The organism is Pedobacter sp. SAFR-022, from assembly GCF_051965375.1.
Taxonomy (GTDB): domain Bacteria; phylum Bacteroidota; class Bacteroidia; order Sphingobacteriales; family Sphingobacteriaceae; genus Pedobacter.
Map to the genome: position 1 here is coordinate 1,087,028 of NZ_JBQCME010000001.1, position 22,220 is coordinate 1,109,247.

The following is a 22,220-nucleotide window of genomic DNA, read 5'->3' on the forward strand; positions in this document are numbered from 1 at the left end:
TCATTTCCAGCCAGGCTATTTGCTGTGTAATAGGGTGTAAATGCCTGTAAACGTAGGCGGAAGAATCTTGTAAATCTTTTTCTTCTGCAAAACTTGGAATTGTTTATTGTTTCATTACTTTTGTTTTGAAAGCTAAAACGAAAGATAACGAAGCTTTTTATAAAAGAATCGAAATGATATTAGATCGGAATTCAGCAATAAGCAAGCTAGAAGAACAGCAGGATTGGGACATCATTATAATTGGTGGTGGTGCAACAGGCTTAGGCACAGCGCTGGATGCAGCAAGTCGTGGATACAAAACTTTGCTGCTGGAGCAGGACGACTTTGCAAAAGGTACATCAAGTAGAAGTACAAAGCTGGTACATGGCGGGGTGCGATATCTGGCACAGGGTGATATTGCGCTGGTTTATGAAGCTTTGCATGAGCGAAGCCTGTTGCTGACCAATGCATCGCATCTGGTTCATGATCAGGAGTTTATTATTCCTTGTTATTCCTGGAAAACAAAATACATGTACCTGGTCGGCTTGAAATTCTATGATCTGCTGGCTGGAAAGAATGATTTCCGCAAGTCCAGCTTTCTTTCTGCAGCGGAGGTTATGAAAGCCATTCCCGGCTTAAATCCGGAGGGATTGATCGGGGGTGTAAGTTATAGTGACGGGCAGTTTGATGATTCCAGATTGGCAATTAACCTGGCACAAACGGCTGCTGAACATGGTGGCGTATTGCTGAACTACGCGAAAGTTACCGGCTTAACTAAAAAGGGAGACAAAGTTTGCGGTCTAAGCCTGGAAGATCTGGAAAGTGGAAAGACTTATAACCTGGAGGCTTCGGTGGTGATCAATGCAACCGGCGTTTTTGTAGATGAGATCTTAAAAATGGATGTGCCGAAAGGTGATCCGTTAGTACGGCCAAGTCAGGGTGCCCATGTGGTACTGGACCAGTCCTTCCTGAAAGGCAATAGCGCGCTGATGATTCCGAAAACTTCTGATGGCAGGGTGTTATTTGCAGTGCCATGGCATGGAAAAGTACTGGTTGGTACAACAGATACGCCGCTGGATACACACAGTTCCGAACCTCGCCCTTTGGAGGAGGAAATAGCGTTTATTCTGAATACCGCAGGCAAGTATCTGTCGAAGGCCCCTACACGGAAAGACGTGCTTTCCGCTTTCGCTGGCTTACGCCCACTGGCCGCACCAGGTAAGGATACCAATAAAACGAAAGAGATCTCCAGAAGTCATAAGCTAATTGTAAGTAAATCAGGGCTGATTACCATCACTGGTGGAAAATGGACCACCTACCGGAAAATGGCCATGGACGTTGTTGACAAAGCCATTGCCTTGGGTAAACTTTCCCCGGCGGCTTGTGTAACGCGGACGACAAAAGTACACGGTTATACTGCGACGGCCTCCAATGATGCCCTTGCGGTATATGGCGCTGATGCGGAAGGTATTCGCAAATTGGTTACCACGCAACCGGAGCTGGGGCGTAAAATACATGAAAAGCATCCATACATCGCTGCGGAAGTGGTGTGGGTAGTGCGGAATGAGATGGCACGCAAGGTGGAAGATGTGCTGGCAAGAAGAATCCGCATCCTGTTCCTGGATGCAGCGGCAGCGATTGAACTCGCACCGGCTGTAGCACGCATCATGGCAGGGGAATTAAAACAAGATGAACAGTGGATTAATAATCAGGTGGAAGCGTTCAGCATGCTGGCAAATGACTATCTCCTGCGACCTGCGGGATCCGGCAGCATCGGTAAATCTTACGTTACGAAGGCTTAATTAATAATTCCTTAACATACAACTTGACTGCAATCAAGATCTTCGTGGCCTTTTAAAAAACGAAATAAATTGAAATGCCACAACAAAAACGAAACCAAGTATAATACCTATAGTATGAAAAAAAGATTTACTCAACGGCGCAAGGCTGGGCAGTATATTGCTGGCGTTGCTTTGTTTATGTACGCTGCGCAAATGCCGCTGGGGTCGTTTGCGGCTCCCAGTGTCGCACTGGAATATCGCCAGCAGATGCAGGAGCTGGTTACCGTAAGCGGAACCATCGTAGATGACCAGAGCGGACAGGCGCTCCCGGGTGTAACCATTATGGATGCACAACGAAAAGTTTATGGCACGAGCAATAGCACCGGTGCTTTTACCATTAAGGTTCCAAAAGGTTCTGTGCTCAGCTTTACCATGATTGGCTATACTGCCACAACCTTACCGATCAACGCTAACCAGCCTAAATTAGCGGTCAGGTTAAAGGAGTCATCGAGTGAGCTGAATGAAGTTGTTGTAACCGCCCTGGGCATTAAACGGGAAGAAAAAGCGCTGGGATATTCGGTTTCAACGCTCGACAATAAAGATGTGACGAATGCCATTTCCAACAACTGGACCAATGCACTTTCTGGTAAAGTTGCAGGTTTAAACATGGTTAAGTCAGGTGGTGGACCCGCAGGATCCAACAAAATTATCTTACGTGGTGAGAATTCGCTATCGGGTGAAAGTGAAGCCCTGATCGTTATTGATGGGGTAATCACCAGCGGTAGCAGCGGCAGATCCACCGGAACAGGATCCGGTGCCTACCTTTCCAGCGAATCGCCGGCAGATTTTGGAAACAGCCTTGCCGACATCAACCCTGATGATATCGAAAGCATTTCTGTGCTTAAAGGACCTGCTGCAACAGCGCTTTACGGTTCAAGAGGTGGAAACGGTGCCGTGATCATTACCACCAAATCTGGTCGACAGGGACAGAAAGGTATCGGGATCAGCTTCAATTCAAATACCTCTATTGAGACCATTTCACGCTGGCCGGACTACCAGACAGAATACGGACAGGGTGATGTGGGTCAGGATCTATATTACTCCTACCTGGCAACTGCAGATGGTGCAAGTACCAGAAGTACCAGTTCAGCATGGGGACCTAAATTTGATGGTCAGAAGTTCTTTCAGTATGATCCTGTAACCCGGACCACAAGTGCGGAGCGTTTACCTTGGGTGGGCTATGAAAATAACCATAGGGAGTTCTTTCAAACCGGAACAAACTTCATCAATAGCATTGCCTTAGACGGTGCAAACGAGAAATCCAGCGCACGCTTGTCGATCACCAACCTGAAGAATAAATGGATCATACCAAATACCGGGTACACCAGGAATACGGTGGCACTATCTATCAGCCATAAGATCACCGACAAGCTACAGATCACCAGTAAAGTAAATTACACCAATAAATATTCTGATAATTTGCCATCTACAGGGTATAACAATCAAACCATCATGTATTTCATGCGCGGTCTTACGCCTAACATGAATATGGACTGGTTCAGGGATTACTGGATGCCAGGGCAGGAGGGGATCTTACAAAACCGCCCTTTCAGTAGCCTGCTCGATAACCCATACCTTATTGCAAATGAAATGCTTAACAAGTCTGACCGACACAATGTGGTTGGAAACGTTACAGCAACTTATAACTTCCTGCCAAACTTGAGTTTAATGGTTCGTACGTCGATGGATATGTCGTATGATGCCCGTTCGCAGCAACGTCCATTCAGTACCAACAAGTATGCAACGGGGATGTTCCGCACACAGAACATCTACAATCAGGAGGTAAACACGGACTTCTTGCTTCGTTATAATGATAAGATCGGATCGAAGTTTGAATATTCCATAACGGGCGGTGGAAGCAGGATGCACAACAAATATACCCGTGATGAACTTCGTGCAGAACAATTGTTGTATCCGGGCATTTACAACTTTTCCAACAGCAAGAATGTACTCGTTGCCTTGCCTAACCGGACACAGTATGCTGTAAACAGTTTCTATGCATTAGGTTCATTAAGTTACGACAACTTCTTGTTCATGGACTTAACTGCAAGGAATGACTGGGCAAGTACCCTGGCAACACCTACCTCCACAGACAACGTTTCCTTCTTTTACCCATCAGCTAGTTTCAGTGCTGTTCTGTCGGAGAAGATCAAAATGCCGGAAATCATCTCTTTTATGAAATTGCGTGCATCGATTGCAGGCGCGGGTAGCGGTTCGACGACAGCCTACCAAACGGCTTATGCCTATTCGCCAACAACTTTCCCGGGGAGCCTTTTGAATCCTACGGTCATCGCTAACCCGGAACTCAGACCACTGGCAACGACCAGTTACGAACTTGGTTTAGATACCCGTTTCTTCAATAATCGTCTGGAAATTGATTTTACCGCATATAAGAACAACACCAGGGATCAGATCATTTCTTCACCGGTTGACCGGGCTTCTGGTTATAATGCCACCATTCTGAATGTCGGAGAAGTACAGAACCAAGGTCTGGAACTTCAGGTAAATGGTACCCCGATCAAATCAAAGAATGGTTTAAACATGAACGTTTTCGGTACCTTCTCTTACAACGAAAACAAGGTTGTGGAGCTCGCAGACAGCGTGGGTACCATCGTGATGTCTACTGGTCCGAGAGGAACGATAGAAGCCAGGGTAGGCGGATCTATGGGCGATATCTACGGCTTGGGTTATCTAAGATCTCCTGATGGGCAGATTGTTTATCGTGATGGCTATCCAGTGTTGGATCAGAATAGCAAATATCTGGGTAATTCCACGGCAAGATACAAAAGCAGCTTAGGTGCGGGCTTCAGCTTCAGAGGTTTCAGCCTGAACCTATTGTTTGATGCACAGTTTGGTGGACGTGCCTATTCTTTAACACACTCCGTACTTGCTGACGAAGGTAAATTGCAGAAAACCGTACCGGGAAGATACAACGGTATCATCGGAAAAGGGGTGGTGCAGAATGCAGACGGAACGTACAGCCCGAATACCGTAGTTGCAGCAAGCACAGCTACCTATTACAAAACCCATTTCCAGCGCGACAACGTAGAAGCGAATACTTTCAGTACCGACTTTATCAAGTTCCGGGAAGCCAGGTTTGATTATAGCCTACGACCGAACCTGGTTAAGAAGCTTGGTTTGCAACGCGCAACAATTGGTGTTTACGGTCGTGACCTGTTCATGTTTACCGATTGGCCGGTGTTTGATCCGGAATTTGGTACCATTGGAAGTTCCGGTGAGATCACTGCAGGCTTCGAAACCGGGCAGTTCCCATCTACCCGCACCTTCGGACTAAACATCAGTATAGGTATTTAATCTTTAGCCAGGAATCATGAAAACTACATACAAAACTTTTTGCCTGATCTTACTTTCAGGCCTGCTCCTAAATACTTCCTGTAAAAAGGATTTTAAAGAGATCAATACAGATCCCAACCGCAGTGCGGCGGCATTACCCGAAGCACTGCTGACGCCATCACTTTGGGACGTTGTTACGCGAAATAATAATCGTGCGCTTAGACTTACCCACGAGTTAATGCAGGACCACGTTGCCATTTCCGATGGCGATGAAATACACCGCTACGTGGTGCGCCCGGGAGAATCCGATTACATGTGGAACAACTGGTACCTGCAGTTAACCAATTTCAAAGACATGTACACCCGTGCGAATGACCTGAAGAATAAGACCTTCATGGGTATTGCACTGATCTGTGAGGTATACGTAACCTCCCTGATTACTGATACTTATGGCGATGTACCTTACTCCGAAGCTGGAAAGGGCCGCGAAGGTTCTTACCAGCCAAAATTCGACCGCCAGGAAGACATCTATAAAGATCTTTTCCGCAAGTTGGAAGAAGCGAATACGCTGCTTGCAGAAGGTACCACCATGACCGCTGAGCAGTTGGCTTATGATCCGCTATACGGTCGCAATACCGGTGCAACTTCAGCAAGTACCATCACCAACTGGCGTAAATTTGGCAACTCCATGTATCTACGCTTGCTGATGCGGGTGTCTGGAAAGCCAGAAACAAACGCTGCTGCAAAGATCAGAGAGATCGTGGAAAGCAATGCTGCAAACTATCCGATCATGAGCAGCAATGAAGAGTCTGCGGTGGTAAGATATACCATGACGCCGCCATACACCTCTTCTTTCTACGGCGGAAGACCGTTTGACTTCAGCGGGAACAATGGTCTGACAGAATTTTTCATCAACACTTTGAACCAGTGGAATGATCCGCGCAGAACCAGATGGGCAACCATCGACGGTGGAACCTATATCGGCGTGCCGAGTGGCTATGCACGGGGACAAGTGCCGGAAAAGAGATCTACTTACCTTGATGCACTGATGAATGAGCCTTTATTAGGGAACATCATGAACTATGCAGAGTTACAGTTCTTATTGTCTGAAGCGGCTTTGAAAGGCTACATCAGCGCTGACGCGAAAACTTATTATGACAATGGGGTAATCAATGCCATCACTTTCTGGGGTGTTGAAGTGCCTGAGGGGCAGCTTGAAAATGAGTTCATCAAATGGAATCCGGAGGAGAGTATGGACAGGAAGATGGAGAAAATACACCTTCAGAAGTATTATACCTTGTTCTTTACTGACTTTCAGCAATGGTTTGAACACAGAAGGACCGGACATCCGGTGCTGCCAAAAGGTGCCGGGCTGGAGAATGGCGGACAGATGCCGTCAAGACTCAGATATCCGGTCAATGTACAATCGCTGAATTCGGCCAATTACGCTGCTGCGGTTGCTGCATTCGGGCCTGATGATATGAACACAAAGGTTTGGTGGAATAAGTAATCCTAATAGAAAGAACATGAAGAAGATTTATTCATTCATAACGGCGTTGACTTTATGCGCGCTGCTATTTAATGCCTGTAAAAAGGATGAAAGGCCTGCAGATGGAACCGTAAATTCCTTTGCTGCGCTATACGTAGTTAAAAATGCCTATAAAGGCAGTGATGTACAGTTAAACGCGGAGGCCCTTGGGGGTGCAACCCAGACCGGTGGTGTCGTGATTTCTAACCTGACGGGGAATAACTTTCCAAAGGGTGGCCTTATCATTCAGAATTCAAGCAGGGGACAGGTAAGAGGATTACTTGTCGAGCTTGGAGATGCCGCCTCGAACTATCTGCCAGGTGATTCCTTGCTGATCAATATTGAAGGCAGTACGCTGTCGAAGGTTGGTGCGTCGCTTCAGCTAAAAGGTATTAGCCCTGCAAACATTACCAAGGTGAGTTCAGCTAATGTGGTATCGCCAAGAACGGTTGCTTTGGGGGCATTACTGGGTAATTTCGAGCTGTATGAAAATACGCTGCTTAAGGTTACTGCAGATGCTAAGCCGTTGCCTCAAACAGGAGAAACCTATGCGGGCAATAAGATGCTGGATGATGGCTCGGGCAGTGCGGTTGCCTTGTATACCGCAGCGGAAGCCACATTTGCAAGCAATAGCTTACCAGCCAGTGCAACATACACCGTAATTCCATTGTTTGGTGACGAAGCCGGGAACTACGGGACAACCCCGCAGCTGCGGTTAAGAACTGCGGCTGACGTGGAAAATGCCAGCGGCCCGATCTATCCGAACTGGCCAGAGAGTTTTGAGGAACCCCTGGAGTCTGTAAAAGGTTCTTACAACATGAATACGCCTGCCGTTCCTGATAACAGCATTAACCTGAAAACAGGAAACTGGAAGTTGTACCAATCGATTCTGGCTGCAACCGCTGGACGCGACCGCATCAATGCTCCTGGCCTACAAAGCATCCGGATGCAGCAGAACCTTAAAGAATCGGCCTTCTTACAGATGAACTTTGACCTTCCGAACGGGGCTTCAAAGGTTACATTTTGGGCAGGCGCTTATTACACCGATGCGGTGAGTACCTTGCGCTTAGAATATTCAACCGATGGTGGTCTGACCTGGCTTGCTGCCGGTCCTGATATTCAGTGTCAGAGTGGTGCATCCAGACAGGAGACCTTCCTGTTAGACATTAAGGGTAACGTACGTTTCCGGATCAATAAACTAGGTTTGGGTACGACCAGCGTTCCAAATATTTTAAACGGCAGGTTGTGTATCGAAGATATCGCCATCTATTCTAACTAAGCATAAGATGAACAGAAGGTCATTTATACAAAGATTATCCTTGATTGGCGGGGCACTGGTTTTCAGTATGCCCGGCCAGTCTTTTTCCTTTTTTTCCGGGCAGAAAAAGCTGAAAGGCCGGGTTACCGATGGCACAAAGGGGATTGCAGGTGTTGTTGTCTCTGATGGTTATTCGGTGGTGAAGACCAATGCCGGAGGTTACTATTCCTTAAAGCCGCATGAACGTGCAAGCTCGGTTTGGCTGAGCACACCTGCAGGGTACGAGTTCCTGCACACGGATGGCATCTCCAGGCATTATCACCTGCTTGGCCGTGGCAAGAACCACGATTTCGTTTTGAAGCGACTATCAGGCACAGATTCGCGTCACCGGTTCATCGTATGGGCGGATCCGCAGGTGAAAACCAAAAATGATGTGAAGCAGATGATGGAAACGTCAGTTCCGGATGTGCAGCAGCTGGTACAGGGTATGGGTAGCGGCACGCTGGTTCATGGCATTTGCGTAGGCGATATCGTCTGGGATAAGCAGGAACTTTTTCAGGATTACAACCAGGCGGTGGCTAAAATGGGTATCCCGTTTTTTCAGGCCCTGGGTAACCATGATATGGACTACCGCAAAGGCGGTGATGAAACCTCGGATGTTACCTTTAAAGCGACATACGGGCCAACCTATTACTCATTCAATCGGGGGCAGGCGCATTATGTGGTGTTAGAGAACGTACGCTATTTAGGTACGGATCGTGATTATGATGGCTTTCTGGTAGAGGAGCAGCTGTCATGGCTGGCAAAGGACCTGGAGCATGTTGCAAAAGATCAGCTCTTGATCATCAACCTCCATATTCCGGTACATAGCGGAGTGAAAAATAAAACCGATTTGTACAAGGTACTGGAAGGTTATACCAACGTTCACATTATGTCTGGGCATACCCATTACAATAAAAATGTGATCAGCAACGGCATTTACGAGCACAACCACGGGACGGTGTGTGGTGCATGGTGGACGGGGCCGGTATGCGAAGATGGTACCCCACGTGGTTATGGCGTTTATGAGGTTGATGGCACCAATTTGAAGTGGTACTATAAGTCTACCGGGGAAGATCGCACAAAACAGCTGAGCGCCTACCTGGAGACTTTAGCGGGACAGAAAACCTTAACCTGTAACGTCTACAACTGGGATCCGGAATGGAAGGTGGAATATTTTCTAGATGGCCGGCCGATGGGTGTTCTGGGGCAAAAGGTAGGCCTTGATCCCCTGGCAACCAGGTTATATAAAGGGCCTGAGCTTCCTGCAGGGCGTCATTTCCCAGAACCACGTCAAACAGACCACCTTTTTGTTGCCCGTATCGAAAACGATGTAAAGCGAATAAAAGTAATCGCTACAGATCGTTTTGGCGAACAGTTCAGCACAGAAATCGACGCTTAATATGAAAAGTTTAAAATACATGGTTGGCATTGCCCTGCTATTTGGAACCGCATGCAAGACCGTTAAAACCGCTAGTAGCAATAAACCGGCTTTATTTCCAGCCTTCAGCACCGAGGCCCATCGTGGTGGCCGTGGTTTAATGCCTGAAAACACCATTATGGCGATGAAAAAAGCCATGGATCTGGGTGTGACCACACTGGAGATGGATACGCATATCACTGGTGATCACCAGGTTGTACTATCACATGATGAATATCTGAATCCCCTGTTTACGCTTAGCCCTGAAGGCCAGGAGATTACAAAGGAACAATCGAAGCAGTTGATCCTATACAAGATGCGGTATGAGGAGCTGAAAAAATACGATGTAGGCGCTAAATACTACAGTAAGTTTCCCGAGCAGCTGAAAGTTAAAGCACAAATTCCATTATTATCGGAATTGATTGACTCGGTGCAGCATTATGCCAAGGTAAAAGGCATCAAGCAGCCCTTTTACAACATTGAAACAAAGATGGGCAAGGATGGAGACAACGTGTTAAATCCTGCTCCAGCGCAGTTTGTGGACTTGCTCATGGAGGTTATACGCGATAAAAAGATCAGTCCGTATGTTGTCATCCAATCTTTTGATGTAAGGACCATTCAATATTTGCATGAAAAATATCCTGACATCCGCACCTCCTATCTGGTGGACAAGGGTAATGTGGAAGACAATCTGAAAAAGCTTGGCTATACACCTTTCATTTACAGTCCTGCTTACAAACTGGTCGATGCTGAGCTGGTGAAAAAATGCCATGATCTGAATATGAAAGTCATTCCATGGACGCCAAATACGAAGGCAGAGATTGAACAATTGAAGCGCCTGGGCGTAGATGGTATCATCTCCGACTACCCGAACTTGCTTGTAGACTAACACCTAAGCCCTATAAATGAATTTTGACTTACTAAAGCCGGCAGCACATAAGCCGCTCTTACCACAGGAACGAATTGATCCTGAATACAAATCACAACGACTGAAAGTTTTTCTTGGCATTTTCCTGGGTTATGCAGGTTATTATCTGGTACGGAAGAACTTTTCCCTGGGTATGCCCGACCTGATTGCTCAGGGCTATTCCAAGACGGAACTTGGGTTTGCGCTTTCGGGCGTTTCCATTGCTTATGGGCTCAGCAAATTTTTGATGGGCAACGTTTCCGACCGTAGTGATGCGCGGAAGTTCCTGACGGTTGGACTGGTGCTTTCGGCTTTTACCATGATCTTCATGGGGGTATTTCCCTTTGCCACCTCCTCCATTACGGTCATGTTTATCCTATTGTTTTTAAATGGCTGGTTCCAGGGTATGGGTTGGCCGCCATGCGGAAGGGTGGTGGTACACTGGTATTCCATTCGGGAGCGGGGTACAATGATGTCCATCTGGAATGTGGCGCATAATGTGGGTGGCGGCCTGGTTGGCCCGGTGACCATCCTGGCCATAGAGATCTTCGGAAACTGGCAGAGTAAGTTCTATTTCCCTGGTATGATCGCTTTGGTATTTGCCTTAATTGCTTACATCCTGGTGCGTGATACGCCACAGTCCTGCGGACTGCCGCCCATTGAAGCTTACAAAAATGACTATCCAAAGAACTATTCTGCAGAACAGGAGAAGGAGCTCAGTGCAAAAGAAATCTTTTTCACCTATGTTTTTAATAACCGGATGTTATGGTACATCGCTTTCGCGAATGCTTTTGTTTACCTGGTGCGTTATGGTATCCTGGATTGGTCGCCGACCTTTCTGAAGGAGGCAAAAGGCTTCACGATCAATGAATCAGGTTGGTCTTATTTCTTGTATGAATATGCAGGTATCCCGGGGACACTGTTGTGCGGCTGGATTAGTGATAAGGTGTTTAAAGGTCGACGAGCACCGGCAACCGTGATCTATATGGTACTGGTAACGGTAGCAGTCTTTGTTTATTGGAAGAATCCTCCGGGTAACATCTGGGTAGACAATGCGGCCCTGATCTTTATTGGATTTCTAATTTATGGACCGGTGATGCTGATCGGTGTTCAGGCCCTGGATCTGGTGCCGAAGAAAGCTGCAGGTACTGCTGCAGGGTTGACCGGACTATTTGGGTACCTTGGAGGCGCTTTATTTGCGAACATCGCAATTGGCATTGTGGTGGATGAATGGGGCTGGGATGGTGCCTTTGAGATGATCATTGCAGCATGTATCCTATCCATATTCTTTACGGCACTATCATGGAACCGTGAGAAACAGAACTTAGTAAACCTAAAATAATGAAGAACGCATTTAAGACTGGCTGCCTCTTTTTTATCTTGTTCCTGCTTGGAAGTAGCGCAGGAGCACAAAAGTTGACCTGGGACAGTACCTATCGTCCAAAAACCTATGCGGAGCAGGTTGCCAAATTCAGGAAGGCGGCCCACTCCAAAAAGGATGTTGTCTTTTTGGGTAACAGCATCACCGCTGGAACAAACTGGGCAACCCTGCTTGACTTGCCTAATGCTAGAAACCGTGGTATTTCTGGAGATATCAGCTATGGCGTACTGGAGCGCCTGGATGAAGTGATCGCATGTAAGCCGGCGAAGGTATTCCTGCTGATCGGCATAAATGATATCTCGAGGAACATTCCCGATTCCCTGATCATTGGAAACATCAAGAAAATTGTATCGCGTATACGTCAGGGCTCAAAACGAACAAAGGTCTATGTGTACACCTTGTTACCGGTCAATAGTTCCTTTGGAAAGTTCAAAAATCATTACAACAAGGATGAACATATCCTTTTGGTAAATGCTGAAATCCGGAAACTTGCAGGCTGCAAGGTCTCTGTTATTGACATCTATCCAGACTTTCTGGATGAAGAAAACCATTTGAGAAAGGCGCTGACCAAGGATGGATTACATCCAAATGCTGCTGGCTATGAAGTTTTTAAAGCAAAACTGAAGCAGGCTGATTATTTGAACTAGAAGATCTTTAAACGATGGTCACCTTAATGCTCATGCCTTCCAGCTGCTGTTTGATGTGGCTGGAAATGCCACTGTCGGTGATAATTTCATCGATCTCTTCGACACCGCAGATACGTCCAAAGCCACGTTTCCCGAATTTGGTGGAGTCGGCAAGCACAATTACTTTGTGTGATACTGCAATCATCTGCCGGTTTAGATGTGCTTCCAGGACATTCGTTGTCGTAATACCGAAATTCAGATCGATACCATCAACCCCCAGGTATAATTTGCTGCAAAAGAAGTCTGCCAGGATCTGCTCTGCATAAGGCCCCATAACGGAAGAAGAGCTCTTGCGGAGCAATCCGCCAAGCAATAGTACTTCCACTTCCGGGTGACGCAGCAGTTCCTGAGCAACGTTTATTGCCGAGGTGATTACCGTTAGGGAGTCCAGCGGTTGAATGTTCTTGGCTAAGGCGAGCACGGTTGTACCGGAGGCGATAATGATCGAATCATTCGGTTGAATAAGCTTCGCAGCCATTGACCCGATCTTCGACTTTTCTGCGGCTTGCAGTTTTTCTTTCTCGTTGACGTTCCGATCTACGGTGTAGGTGTCGGTTAGGGTCGCACCGCCATGGGTTCTGAATAGTAAATTCTTTTCTTCGAGAAGTTTAAGGTCTTTTCGGATGGTCACGGATGATACATCCAGTTCTTTACATAAATCCAGCACACTCACATGCCCTTCCTTCTGAATTTTATTTAAAATAAACTGGTGTCTTTCCGCTATATTAACCATGATTGAGGATTTGTCTGGCCAATTTAATACCCAGAATTGAATTCCAAAGCATTTTTATTTATGGTAGATCGGAACTGCAGGCGGAATCGGCTGTAAAATCTTTAATACAAGTTCTGGCGAACACACCAGGGTGAGTTTTTATGGTTCTTGGGATCAGTGCTTTAGCAAATTTGGTCTTTCGTTTTTAGATGCTTTTGTTTCTTTTCATATTTCATTTAATTTCATATACTTGAACAGGCGATTTCGTATTTTGTGATATTGAAAAAACCGAGACCAAATCAGACTGTATGAATAAATATATTTTAGCCTTTGATCAGGGTACCACAAGTTCCCGTGCGATTGTTTTTGATCGTACCGGTGCCATTATTTCCATTGCGCAACGTGAGTTTAAGCAGATTTACCCCCAACCAGGCTGGGTAGAACACAATCCTAAAGAGATATGGTCTTCACAGGTGTCTGTAGCTACGGAGGCCGTTCTAAACGCCAACCTGACCGCGGAGCAGATTGCGGCGATTGGCATTACCAATCAACGGGAAACGACGATTGTTTGGGATAAGGTAACGGGTGAACCTGTATATAATGCTATTGTATGGCAGGACCGAAGGACCGCAGATTATTGCGGATCGCTGAAAGCACAGGGGCATGACGTGCTGATCCAGGAGAAAACCGGCTTAATTGTAGATGCCTATTTTTCGGGCACCAAAATCAAGTGGATTTTAGATAATGTTGAAGGGGCACGCGATAAAGCAGCAGCTGGAAGATTACTTTTCGGTACGGTAGATTCCTGGCTGATCTGGAATATGACCGGCCGTAAGGTCCATGTAACAGATGTTACGAATGCCTCCAGAACCATGCTGTACAATATTCATACACTTTCCTGGGACGAGGACTTGCTTGCCTTGCTGGATATACCGGCGAGCCTTTTACCAGAGGTAAAATCATGCAGCGAGGTTTATGGTGAAACTTCAGGATCTGTCCTGGCTGCAAAGATCCCGATTGCAGGGATAGCAGGGGATCAGCAGGCAGCGCTTTTCGGCCAGATGTGTACCCAACCGGGGATGGTAAAAAACACTTATGGTACGGGCTGTTTCATGCTGATGAATATCGGAGAAACACCCATCCTCTCTAAAAATAATCTGGTAACCACCATTGCCTGGAAGATCAAAGACCAGGTTCACTATGCCCTGGAGGGCAGTATCTTCATTGCCGGCGCTGTAGTGCAATGGTTACGGGACGAGCTGAAGATCATCAACACTTCGGCAGATGTAGAACGGCTGGCGCTTAGTGTTGCGGATAATGGTGGCGTTTATCTGGTTCCGGCATTTGCGGGCTTAGGTGCACCACATTGGAACCAATATGCCAGAGGTACGATCTTCGGACTGACCAGAGGTACCAACAATGGACATATCGCCCGCGCAGCCTTAGAAAGCATTGCTTTCCAAACCATGGAGGTGCTGAATGCCATGGAAGCGGATTCCGGTAAAAATATTCTTGAACTCCGCGTGGATGGCGGGGCAACGGCAAATGATCTGCTGATGCAGTTTCAGGCTGATGTTCTGAATACTCAAGTGGTACGGCCTCAGGTGACAGAGGTGACTGCCATTGGCGCAGCTTACCTTGCCGGACTGGCTATTGGCTACTGGGACAGCCTGGAGGAAATACAGCAGCAGTGGAAGATTGATCACAGCTTTTCCCCGCAGGAAACGGCGGCTATGCCTGAAATGATCAAAGGCTGGAACAAGGCTGTGAAGGCCGTGAACATCTGGACAGAACTCGAATAAATTACCTTATCAACATAAATTATGAATCAATTTACGGCTGAACTTATTGGGACCATGTTTGTGATCCTGCTGGGCAACGGTGTTGTGGCTAACGTGGTGCTTTCCGGCACCAAGGGCGAAAGTAGTGGTTGGATTGTGATCACTACGGGTTGGGCACTTGGCGTGTTCACGGGAGTGGTGATTGCCGGACCTTATAGCGGCGCACATCTAAATCCTGCAGTAACCATCGGACTAGCCATTGCGGGCAAGTTCGACTGGGCAAATGCACCGATGTTTATCCTTGCGCAGTTCCTGGGTGCCATGCTGGGCGCGTTGCTGGTCTGGCTTACCTATAAAGATCATTTTAAGGTAACCCATGATCCTGGTTGCAAAGCGGCAGTATTCTGTACAGCACCGGCCATACGAAATACGACCTCCAACCTGATTGGTGAGATGGTCGGCACCTTTGTACTAATTTTTGTGATCTTTTATTTTACAAACCCCGAGATGGGCGACAAAACGCCATTTGGATTGGGCTCCCTGGGCGCATTGCCGGTAGCTTTTCTGGTCTGGGGCATTGGCCTCTCGCTTGGTGGTACCACAGGATATGCGATCAACCCTGCGCGCGACCTTGGTCCCAGGATTATGCATGCGCTGCTGCCCATCCCGAAGAAAGGCGATGGAAATTGGGGCTATGCCTGGATCCCGGTTGTAGGGCCTATTATTGGTGCCGCAATTGCCGCCTTGCTCTTTTTGTACCTGAAAAATTAATTAACTTGTCCGCCATACCCGGACAAGTTAAATTTACATGAAGAAAATCATCCTAGGCCTCCTCGCCAGTATTGTTTGCAGTGCCTGCTCCATGAACCAGAAAATGGCCAAGCAGGTTGCCAGGCAGTTTGACAAACCTGCTATAACCAACCAGTACCATACTGGTTTTGCCTTATATGACCTGCAGTCAAAAAGGATGATCTATGAGAAAGATGCTGATCGCTACTTTGTTCCGGCATCCAATACCAAACTCTACACTTTTTACGCTGGCTTGAAGATGCTGGGTGATTCCATTCCGGCTTTGCGTTATGTAGAACGCGGCGATTCGCTGATCTTTTGGGGCACTGGTGATCCCTCGTTCCTGGAGAACCAGCTGAAGAGTGATCGTGTACTGCGCTTCCTGAAGCATAGCCCCAAAAAATTGTTTTTCGCCGCCGGGCGTTATACCGGGAACTTCTATGGGAATGGCTGGTCCTGGGACGACTTTAATGACTATTACCAGCCTGAGATCAACGAATTCCCCATCAAAGACAATATGCTTGCCTTAAGCGGCAGCAATGGCAAGCTGCAGGTATTACCGGCATCGCTGAACAACTGTGTTGTCAAGGACACGAGTGCGGATCGTAAAGCTTTTCGCGTGGTTCGTGCTTATGATCAGAATCTTTTCAGGTACCCGGACCTGCCTGTTCCGGCAGATTTTACGCAATATGTGCCTTACAAAACAAGTACGGTATTGACGGTAAACTTGCTTACGGATACGGTTAAACGCTCTATTGGTGTGGTAAACATGAAAATGCCCGGGGATGCGAAAACTTTGTACAGTGTTAAAACAGATTCGGTTTTGAAGGCTATGATGCTGCCAAGTGATAACTTTATTGCTGAACAGCTACTGCTTGTTTATTCTAATAGCCTGGGTGCAGAATTAAATGGCTCAAAAGCGATTGCACATGTCCGAAAGCAGTACTTATCCAATCTACCGGGAAATCCTTCCTGGGTCGATGGTTCCGGACTGTCGAAAGGCAACCTGTTCAGTCCAAGGGATATGGTGTCGGTACTGGATTCCATTTACCATACGGTGAAGGATCAGAAAAGATTGTTTGATATGCTGCCGGCAGGCGGTAAGTCAGGAACATTGAAGAATGCTTATCCTAAGACAGATGATCCTTTTGTTTACGGCAAAACAGGGACTTTATCTGGCGTGCACAACCAAAGTGGTTACGTGCTGACCAAAAAAGGGAAAGTTCTGATCTATTCTTTTATGAACAACAATTATGTGCTGCCTACGGCCGAGGTCAGGAAAGAGATGGCCCGGGTGGTAAGTTACATCCATGAACATTTCTAGACTCAGGCTAGAAATGTTCCGTTTCTACCGGTTTTCCTTTATGGTTTGTAGCACGTTTTTAGTGTTTTCTTGCAGGCTTGCATAATCTTTTTCCTGTACCAGCGACTTGCTGATCAGCTTGCTGCCCATCCCTACGGCACTTACGCCAGCCTTGAACCAGGCACTGATATTTGCTGCGGTAAGGTCTACACCACCGGTCGGAATGAAGTGCTGCCCCGGGAATAGCTCCCTGATGGAAGCGATGTATTCAGGTCCCAGGATATTCGCCGGAAAGATCTTGATGAGCATTGCACCATATTGCTGCGCCAGATCAATTTCTGTAGGGGTCATGCAGCCCGGGATCCATAATAATCCCGTTTGTTGTGCGAGCTTGCCCACTTCAGGGTTGATGATCGGAGAAACCAGGAAATCGGCACCAGCGTTAAGGAATGTTTCAGCATCCTGAAGGGATTTTATCGTGCCAATGCCCAGATGTAGATCTGGCATGCTGCGGTTTTTAAGTTCGATCAGGTGTTTGAAGTTCTCCAATGCGGCAGGACCGCGGTTGGTATATTCAAACACACGTACCCCGGCCCGGTATAAGGCGGTGAGTATTTCGGCACTTTCTTCCTTGCTGTCCAAATAAAACAGGGGTAACAGTCCCTGCTCCAATAATGCTGCTAATATTTCTTCTCTGGTTTTCTTCATCTGTAAAATGTTGCTCAGGTTTTCTTAATGGAGGCATAGATCTCCGCTGTTTTGGTACTGGTCGCGTCGCTTGCAACGAAAAGTTTGTTGAATGCCGCTGCGGTGGCAAAATCCAGAATCTGCTGGTCATTGTGCCCCTGGAAATGGCCGTAAATTAAGCCGGCCATAAAACAATCGCCGCTCCCAACTTTATCAACGTAATCTGGTGTACTGTATACTGCGGAACGGTAAAACTGCTCGTCAGCATAAAGCGTTGTGTGATATTTTATACCACTTTCCATAAAATCGAAGCGATAGGTATTTGCGACCACCTTACACTTCGGAAATAGGCTGATGATGGCCTTGGAAGTGATTTCTGCCTGTTCAAGATAACCTTGTTCTGTATCGCGTGCTTTCAGGTCGGCGGCCAGAGGTGTGCCGAGCATCAGTTCTGCTGCCCATACATTGCCCATGATCAGGTCGACGTATCTTGCCAGTTGCGGCATTATTGCAATGGGCTGTTTTCCATACTGCCATAGCTTTGCACGGTAATTCAGATCCAGGGAGATAAAGATGCCGTTTTCGGAAGCATATTGCAGGGCTTCCGCACAAACTGCTACGACATTTTCAGAAAGCGCCGGACATATCGCAGAAAAGTGAAACCAGGAGATGCCTTTAAATACCTCGGGCCAGTTAATTGCACCTGGTTGCAACTCCGCAAATGCGGAATGTGCGCGGTCGTAGATCACGCCGGCATGTTTTACATCCTCGCCGGCGGTCAGGTAATAGATACCCATACGTTTACCCTGCAAGCTAATCCGGTCTGCGTTTACCTTTCTCGCTTCAATATAGCCGATCAGTTGCCTTGAAAGCATGTTGTCCGGGATAGCGGTCAGGTAAGCTGATGAAACGTCCCAGAGCGCAAGCGCTGAGGCAACGTTCAGTTCTGCACCCCCAACGTATACAGGTAGCTGGTTAGTCTGTAGCCAATCACCATTTGCATCCGGACAGATCCGCAGCAGCAGCTCGCCAAAGGATAATACGCCTTTGCCCGCTGGATTGAACCTGGGGTTTTCAGTTGTACTCATGGGCTTATCCGTTCTTTAAAGCGGGAAATGCAAAGTAGTTCTTCGCATTGTAATAGCAGATATCCTGGATGGTCTTTCCTATCCATTCGATGTCGTTCGGCAGTTCACCATTCTCTACATCGGTCGCATAAAGGTTGCACAAAATTCGACGGAAGTACTCATGCCGCGGGAAAGAAAGGAAGCTGCGTGAATCCGTCAGCATGCCGACCATACGGCTCAACAGGCCGATGTTGGATAGCGTGTTTAGCTGTTTGATCATACCTTCCTTCTGGTCGTTGAACCACCAGGCAGAGCCAAACTGGATCTTTCCGGCAAGGGAGCCATCGTTAAAATTTCCGATCATAGCGGCCATCACATCGTTGTCGGCAGGATTCAGATTGTAAATAATCGTTTTGGTCAGGCGGTCATCTGCATCAAGCTTATCAAGGAAGCGGGATAGGGCAGCGGCCTGGCTAAAGTCACCAATAGAGTCCCAGCCGGTATCCGGGCCAAGGTTTTGCAGTGCACGACGGTTATTGTTGCGTAAGGCCCCCAGGTGGTATTGTTGCACCCAACCTTTTTCGTGGTCCCAAAGCGCAAACTCGTAGAGCATGGCCGACTTAAACTTTAGGGCTTCGGAAGGGGTAAGTGCAATTCTGAGTCGTATGTTTTCGAAGATCTGCCGAATTTCTGCGGCTTCAAAATCTTCCGCATAGATCTGTTCCAGGCCATGATCAGACACGGTACAGCCCTTGGCGGCGAAGTAGTCGTGCCGGCTCTTTAAAGCTTTCAAATAGCTATCATAATCGGTGATTTCGATATCGCTGATACTTTCAAGCTTGTCAATATACTGGTTAAGCGTATCGAGATCATCCGGGTTCATGGCCTTGTCAGGACGGAAAGCAGGTGCTACCCCGATTTCGAACGCGCCATCCATTAATTGCTGGTGGAAGTTTAGCGAATCTAATGGATCATCTGTGGTGCAGACCTGTTGTACGTTCATGCGGCGCAGGAGGTTCCTTACGGAAAACTCAGGGCTTTGCAGTTGCTCATTACATTGCTGGTAAATGGTTGAAGCGTTTTTATCCGACAGCAGTTCATGAATGCCAAAATAGCGTTGCAATTCCAGGTGTGTCCAGTGATAAAGTGGATTACGCATCGTATAGGGGACGGTTTCTGCCCACTTACCAAACTTCTCTTCATCGGATTTATTGCCGGTGATGTAGGCTTCGCTAACACCGTTTGCGCGCATGGCACGCCATTTATAGTGATCGCCTGCCAGCCAGATCTGCGTCATGTTACCGAATTGCAGGTCCGCTGCAATCTGATCTGGTGGCAGGTGGTTGTGGTAGTCGATGATGGGCATTTCTTTCGCATAGTCGTGGTATAAACGTGCTGCGGTTTTCGTCTCCAGGAGGAAGTGCTCGTCCAGAAATTCTTTCATATTGCCGGTTTTAGGTCGTTCTTTTAAATTCAATTACTGTTATCCAGACTTCTGCGGATGCCCAGTTCCAGTCCCCGTAGTTCGGCCAGTCCGCGCAAGCGGCCAATTGCCGAATAGCCAGGGTTGGTTTTTTTATGCAGGTCGTCGAGCATTTTATGGCCATGGTCGGGCCGGAATGGCATTCTGGTGTCTTTTCTTCCTGCCGCAATGCGTTTCTGCTGTTCCTGAACCAGGGCTTTCACCACGGCATACATATCGACGTCACCATCCAGGTGATCGGCTTCATGGAAGTTGCCATCTTCATCCCGCCGGGTGCTTCGTAGATGAATGAAATGGATCCGGTGCCCGAGGCGTTCTACCATGCCTGGCAGGTCGTTATCTGCTCTAACGCCGAAGGAGCCTGTACAGTACGTCAGGCCATTATGGCTGGAGGGTACGGCTTCATACAGCGCCTGAATGTCGGCTTCCGTGCTCACTACCCGCGGCAGGCCCAGAATGGGATATGGTGGATCATCGGGATGGATACAAAGCAGCACCCCGGCCTGTTCTGCGGCGGGTACCACCTGCTTCAGGAAGTGGATCAGGTTTGCCTGCAGTTCCTTCGGACCGATGTGTTCATAGCTTTTCAGCACCTTGAGAAACTCGACCAGGGTATAACCTTCTTCAGATCCAGGTAATCCGGCAATGATGTTTTTAACGAGCAGCTTCTTATCCGTTTCTTTTTGCTCCTCCAGCCAGGTATGTGCTTTTTGTTGAATTTCTTCGCTGTAGGCTGCTGCGGCACCTGGGCGTTGCAGAATGTATAGCTCGAATGCGGCAAAGGCTAACGCTTCAAAGCGCAGCGCAGTGGAGCCATCCGGCATTTCATAGTCCAGGTTGGTGCGTGTCCAGTCGAGCACCGGCATGAAGTTGTAACAAACGATGTCTATGCCGCAGGCACCCAGGTTAAGTAAGGTGGTTTTATAATTTTCGATGTAGCGCTCGTAATTGCCGCTACGTTTTTTGATGTCCTCGTGTACGGGTACGCTTTCCACGACGGACCAGGTTAAGCCCGCTTGTTCAACTTCAGCTTTACGCTTTAGAATTTCTTCTTTAGTCCAGATCTCCCCGTTGGGGATATGATGCAGGGCGGTAACAACGCCAGTGGCACCTGCCTGCCGTATGGTTGATAGTGGCACCGGATCATTTGGACCGTACCACCTCCATGTTTGTTCTAAGCTCATAATTCTTTTAGCACGCTTATAATTTACCTTTTTTAAATGGCTAACGCTTGTCTTTAAACGCCGCCGAATACGGCAAAACCGCCATCCACACTGACTACCGTTCCAGTTACAAATTTGGAGTCGTCGCTCAGCAGCCAGATCAGCGCACCCTCAAGTTCCTCCGGTTCACCGAAGCGCTTAAATGGTGTTTGGCGGATGACAAGATTACCACGATCGGTCAGGCTCTGGTCTTCATTCGTCAGCAGTCGTCTGTTCTGTTCGGTAATGAAGAATCCCGGTGCGATGGCATTCATGCGGATCTTATCGCCATACCGATTGGCCAGCTCCACGGCAAACCAGCGTGTATAGGCATCAATAGCAGCTTTGGCAATGCTGTAGCCCATGACTTTGGTAATTGCCCGCTGAGCGGTCATAGAAGATATATTGACGATGCTGCCTTGTCCGACCTTTGCGATCTCAGGTCCGAATACCTGCGTCGGCTGGATGGTGCCTTGCAGGTTCAGGCTCATGACCTGGTTGAAGGCATTCATGTCCAGGCTGAAGAGATCCTGCTCCGGTGCGATCACCGCGCCAGGCATGTTGCCGCCTGCGGCATTCACCAAGCCGTCGATACGGCCGAACCGGAGGAGGATTTCAGCTTTCGCTGCTTCCAGACTGCTGATATCCATCACGTCGGCCATGACGGCAAGGGCGTTGCCTCCCTGAGCTTCAATTGCGGCTGCACGGTGCTGCGCGATTTCCAGCTTGCGACCGAGAATGACGACTTTACCGCCCATGCGGCTGATGCTGCTGACAAAAGAAGCGCCGAGCACGCCTGTTCCGCCAGTGACTACGATGACTTTATCTTTTAATGTTCCAAATTCCATATGGATGTGTTTGCA

At 47.8% G+C, this 22,220-nt stretch carries 17 protein-coding genes; 11 read left to right on the top strand and 6 right to left on the bottom strand.

The window, feature by feature from the left end; all coding sequences use genetic code 11:
- The first annotated feature begins 173 nt into the window (after positions 1 to 173).
- The 8 genes from ACTHQF_RS04705 to ACTHQF_RS04740 all read left to right on the top strand — a co-directional run bounded on the left by ACTHQF_RS04705 (position 174) and on the right by ACTHQF_RS04740 (position 12,294).
- Positions 174 to 1,781: a glycerol-3-phosphate dehydrogenase/oxidase gene (locus ACTHQF_RS04705; protein WP_440428742.1), complete on the top strand. Its 1,608-nt coding sequence runs from the start codon at positions 174 to 176 to the stop codon at positions 1,779 to 1,781.
- A 114-nt stretch (positions 1,782 to 1,895) separates the two neighbouring features.
- Positions 1,896 to 5,135 (top strand): SusC/RagA family TonB-linked outer membrane protein, encoded by a 3,240-nt coding sequence (locus ACTHQF_RS04710; protein WP_440428743.1) that lies wholly within the window; start codon positions 1,896 to 1,898, stop codon positions 5,133 to 5,135.
- Between the two features lie 16 nt (positions 5,136 to 5,151).
- Positions 5,152 to 6,624 (top strand): SusD/RagB family nutrient-binding outer membrane lipoprotein, encoded by a 1,473-nt coding sequence (locus ACTHQF_RS04715; RefSeq protein ID WP_440428744.1) that lies wholly within the window; start codon positions 5,152 to 5,154, stop codon positions 6,622 to 6,624.
- Between the two features lie 16 nt (positions 6,625 to 6,640).
- The gene (locus ACTHQF_RS04720; protein WP_440428745.1) at positions 6,641 to 7,921 is read left to right on the top strand and encodes a DUF5689 domain-containing protein; all 1,281 of its coding nucleotides are present in this window, start codon (positions 6,641 to 6,643) and stop codon (positions 7,919 to 7,921) included.
- 7 nt (positions 7,922 to 7,928) lie between these two features.
- Positions 7,929 to 9,341 (top strand): calcineurin-like phosphoesterase C-terminal domain-containing protein, encoded by a 1,413-nt coding sequence (locus tag ACTHQF_RS04725; RefSeq protein WP_440428746.1) that lies wholly within the window; start codon positions 7,929 to 7,931, stop codon positions 9,339 to 9,341.
- A gap of 1 nt (position 9,342) precedes the next feature.
- Positions 9,343 to 10,248 (top strand): glycerophosphodiester phosphodiesterase, encoded by a 906-nt coding sequence (locus tag ACTHQF_RS04730; protein ID WP_440428747.1) that lies wholly within the window; start codon positions 9,343 to 9,345, stop codon positions 10,246 to 10,248.
- 16 nt (positions 10,249 to 10,264) lie between these two features.
- Positions 10,265 to 11,608 (top strand): glycerol-3-phosphate transporter, encoded by a 1,344-nt coding sequence (gene glpT, locus ACTHQF_RS04735; protein WP_440428748.1) that lies wholly within the window; start codon positions 10,265 to 10,267, stop codon positions 11,606 to 11,608.
- Positions 11,608 to 12,294, top strand: a complete 687-nt coding sequence (locus tag ACTHQF_RS04740; RefSeq protein ID WP_440428749.1) for a GDSL-type esterase/lipase family protein — start codon at positions 11,608 to 11,610, stop codon at positions 12,292 to 12,294. The genes glpT and ACTHQF_RS04740 overlap by 1 nt, the downstream gene beginning before the upstream one ends.
- Before the next feature lie 7 nt (positions 12,295 to 12,301).
- Here ACTHQF_RS04740 and ACTHQF_RS04745 read toward each other — a convergent pair whose 3' ends face one another.
- Positions 12,302 to 13,066 (bottom strand): DeoR/GlpR family DNA-binding transcription regulator, encoded by a 765-nt coding sequence (locus ACTHQF_RS04745; protein ID WP_440428750.1) that lies wholly within the window; start codon positions 13,064 to 13,066, stop codon positions 12,302 to 12,304.
- Between the two features lie 287 nt (positions 13,067 to 13,353).
- Here ACTHQF_RS04745 and glpK point away from each other — a divergent pair, with 287 nt between their 5' ends.
- The 3 genes from glpK to ACTHQF_RS04760 are packed head-to-tail and all read left to right on the top strand — an operon-like array spanning position 13,354 to position 16,939.
- Positions 13,354 to 14,847 (top strand): glycerol kinase GlpK, encoded by a 1,494-nt coding sequence (glpK, locus tag ACTHQF_RS04750; protein ID WP_440428752.1) that lies wholly within the window; start codon positions 13,354 to 13,356, stop codon positions 14,845 to 14,847.
- Positions 14,848 to 14,868: 21 nt separating this feature from the next.
- Positions 14,869 to 15,597, top strand: coding sequence for an MIP/aquaporin family protein (locus ACTHQF_RS04755; RefSeq protein WP_440428753.1), 729 nt, complete (start codon positions 14,869 to 14,871; stop codon positions 15,595 to 15,597).
- 37 nt (positions 15,598 to 15,634) lie between these two features.
- A complete protein-coding gene (locus ACTHQF_RS04760; protein WP_440428754.1) occupies positions 15,635 to 16,939 on the top strand; it encodes a D-alanyl-D-alanine carboxypeptidase/D-alanyl-D-alanine-endopeptidase in 1,305 nt (434 codons plus the stop codon).
- Positions 16,940 to 16,963: 24 nt separating this feature from the next.
- Here the strand turns inward: ACTHQF_RS04760 and ACTHQF_RS04765 are convergent, their stop codons facing one another.
- Genes ACTHQF_RS04765 through ACTHQF_RS04785 form a run of 5 tightly spaced genes read right to left on the bottom strand, consistent with a single transcriptional unit; the run spans position 16,964 to position 22,205 of the window.
- A complete protein-coding gene (locus ACTHQF_RS04765) occupies positions 16,964 to 17,626 on the bottom strand; it encodes a bifunctional 4-hydroxy-2-oxoglutarate aldolase/2-dehydro-3-deoxy-phosphogluconate aldolase (protein ID WP_440428755.1) in 663 nt (220 codons plus the stop codon).
- Positions 17,627 to 17,640: 14 nt separating this feature from the next.
- Positions 17,641 to 18,693, bottom strand: a complete 1,053-nt coding sequence (locus ACTHQF_RS04770) for a PfkB family carbohydrate kinase (protein WP_440428756.1) — start codon at positions 18,691 to 18,693, stop codon at positions 17,641 to 17,643.
- Between the two features lie 4 nt (positions 18,694 to 18,697).
- The gene (gene uxaC / locus ACTHQF_RS04775; RefSeq protein WP_440428757.1) at positions 18,698 to 20,116 is read right to left on the bottom strand and encodes a glucuronate isomerase; all 1,419 of its coding nucleotides are present in this window, start codon (positions 20,114 to 20,116) and stop codon (positions 18,698 to 18,700) included.
- Positions 20,117 to 20,145: 29 nt separating this feature from the next.
- Entirely contained in the window at positions 20,146 to 21,339 is a 1,194-nt protein-coding gene (gene uxuA / locus ACTHQF_RS04780) for a mannonate dehydratase (RefSeq protein ID WP_440428758.1), read from the bottom strand.
- A gap of 53 nt (positions 21,340 to 21,392) precedes the next feature.
- Complete coding sequence (locus ACTHQF_RS04785) at positions 21,393 to 22,205, bottom strand: SDR family oxidoreductase (RefSeq protein ID WP_440428759.1); 813 nt, start codon at positions 22,203 to 22,205, stop codon at positions 21,393 to 21,395.
- Positions 22,206 to 22,220 lie beyond the last annotated feature (15 nt).

What these genes read in the sequence shown, in the direction of transcription:
- ACTHQF_RS04705 (WP_440428742.1), top strand. Translation starts at nt 174, where the DNA reads ATGATATTAGATCGGAATTCAGCAATAAGCAAGCTAGAAGAACAGCAG.
- ACTHQF_RS04710 (WP_440428743.1), top strand. Translation starts at nt 1,896, where the DNA reads ATGAAAAAAAGATTTACTCAACGGCGCAAGGCTGGGCAGTATATTGCT.
- ACTHQF_RS04715 (WP_440428744.1), top strand. Translation starts at nt 5,152, where the DNA reads ATGAAAACTACATACAAAACTTTTTGCCTGATCTTACTTTCAGGCCTG.
- ACTHQF_RS04720 (WP_440428745.1), top strand. Translation starts at nt 6,641, where the DNA reads ATGAAGAAGATTTATTCATTCATAACGGCGTTGACTTTATGCGCGCTG.
- ACTHQF_RS04725 (WP_440428746.1), top strand. Translation starts at nt 7,929, where the DNA reads ATGAACAGAAGGTCATTTATACAAAGATTATCCTTGATTGGCGGGGCA.
- ACTHQF_RS04730 (WP_440428747.1), top strand. Translation starts at nt 9,343, where the DNA reads ATGAAAAGTTTAAAATACATGGTTGGCATTGCCCTGCTATTTGGAACC.
- glpT (WP_440428748.1), top strand. Translation starts at nt 10,265, where the DNA reads ATGAATTTTGACTTACTAAAGCCGGCAGCACATAAGCCGCTCTTACCA.
- ACTHQF_RS04740 (WP_440428749.1), top strand. Translation starts at nt 11,608, where the DNA reads ATGAAGAACGCATTTAAGACTGGCTGCCTCTTTTTTATCTTGTTCCTG.
- ACTHQF_RS04745 (WP_440428750.1), bottom strand. Translation starts at nt 13,066, where the DNA reads ATGGTTAATATAGCGGAAAGACACCAGTTTATTTTAAATAAAATTCAG.
- glpK (WP_440428752.1), top strand. Translation starts at nt 13,354, where the DNA reads ATGAATAAATATATTTTAGCCTTTGATCAGGGTACCACAAGTTCCCGT.
- ACTHQF_RS04755 (WP_440428753.1), top strand. Translation starts at nt 14,869, where the DNA reads ATGAATCAATTTACGGCTGAACTTATTGGGACCATGTTTGTGATCCTG.
- ACTHQF_RS04760 (WP_440428754.1), top strand. Translation starts at nt 15,635, where the DNA reads ATGAAGAAAATCATCCTAGGCCTCCTCGCCAGTATTGTTTGCAGTGCC.
- ACTHQF_RS04765 (WP_440428755.1), bottom strand. Translation starts at nt 17,626, where the DNA reads ATGAAGAAAACCAGAGAAGAAATATTAGCAGCATTATTGGAGCAGGGA.
- ACTHQF_RS04770 (WP_440428756.1), bottom strand. Translation starts at nt 18,693, where the DNA reads ATGAGTACAACTGAAAACCCCAGGTTCAATCCAGCGGGCAAAGGCGTA.
- uxaC (WP_440428757.1), bottom strand. Translation starts at nt 20,116, where the DNA reads ATGAAAGAATTTCTGGACGAGCACTTCCTCCTGGAGACGAAAACCGCA.
- uxuA (WP_440428758.1), bottom strand. Translation starts at nt 21,339, where the DNA reads ATGAGCTTAGAACAAACATGGAGGTGGTACGGTCCAAATGATCCGGTG.
- ACTHQF_RS04785 (WP_440428759.1), bottom strand. Translation starts at nt 22,205, where the DNA reads ATGGAATTTGGAACATTAAAAGATAAAGTCATCGTAGTCACTGGCGGA.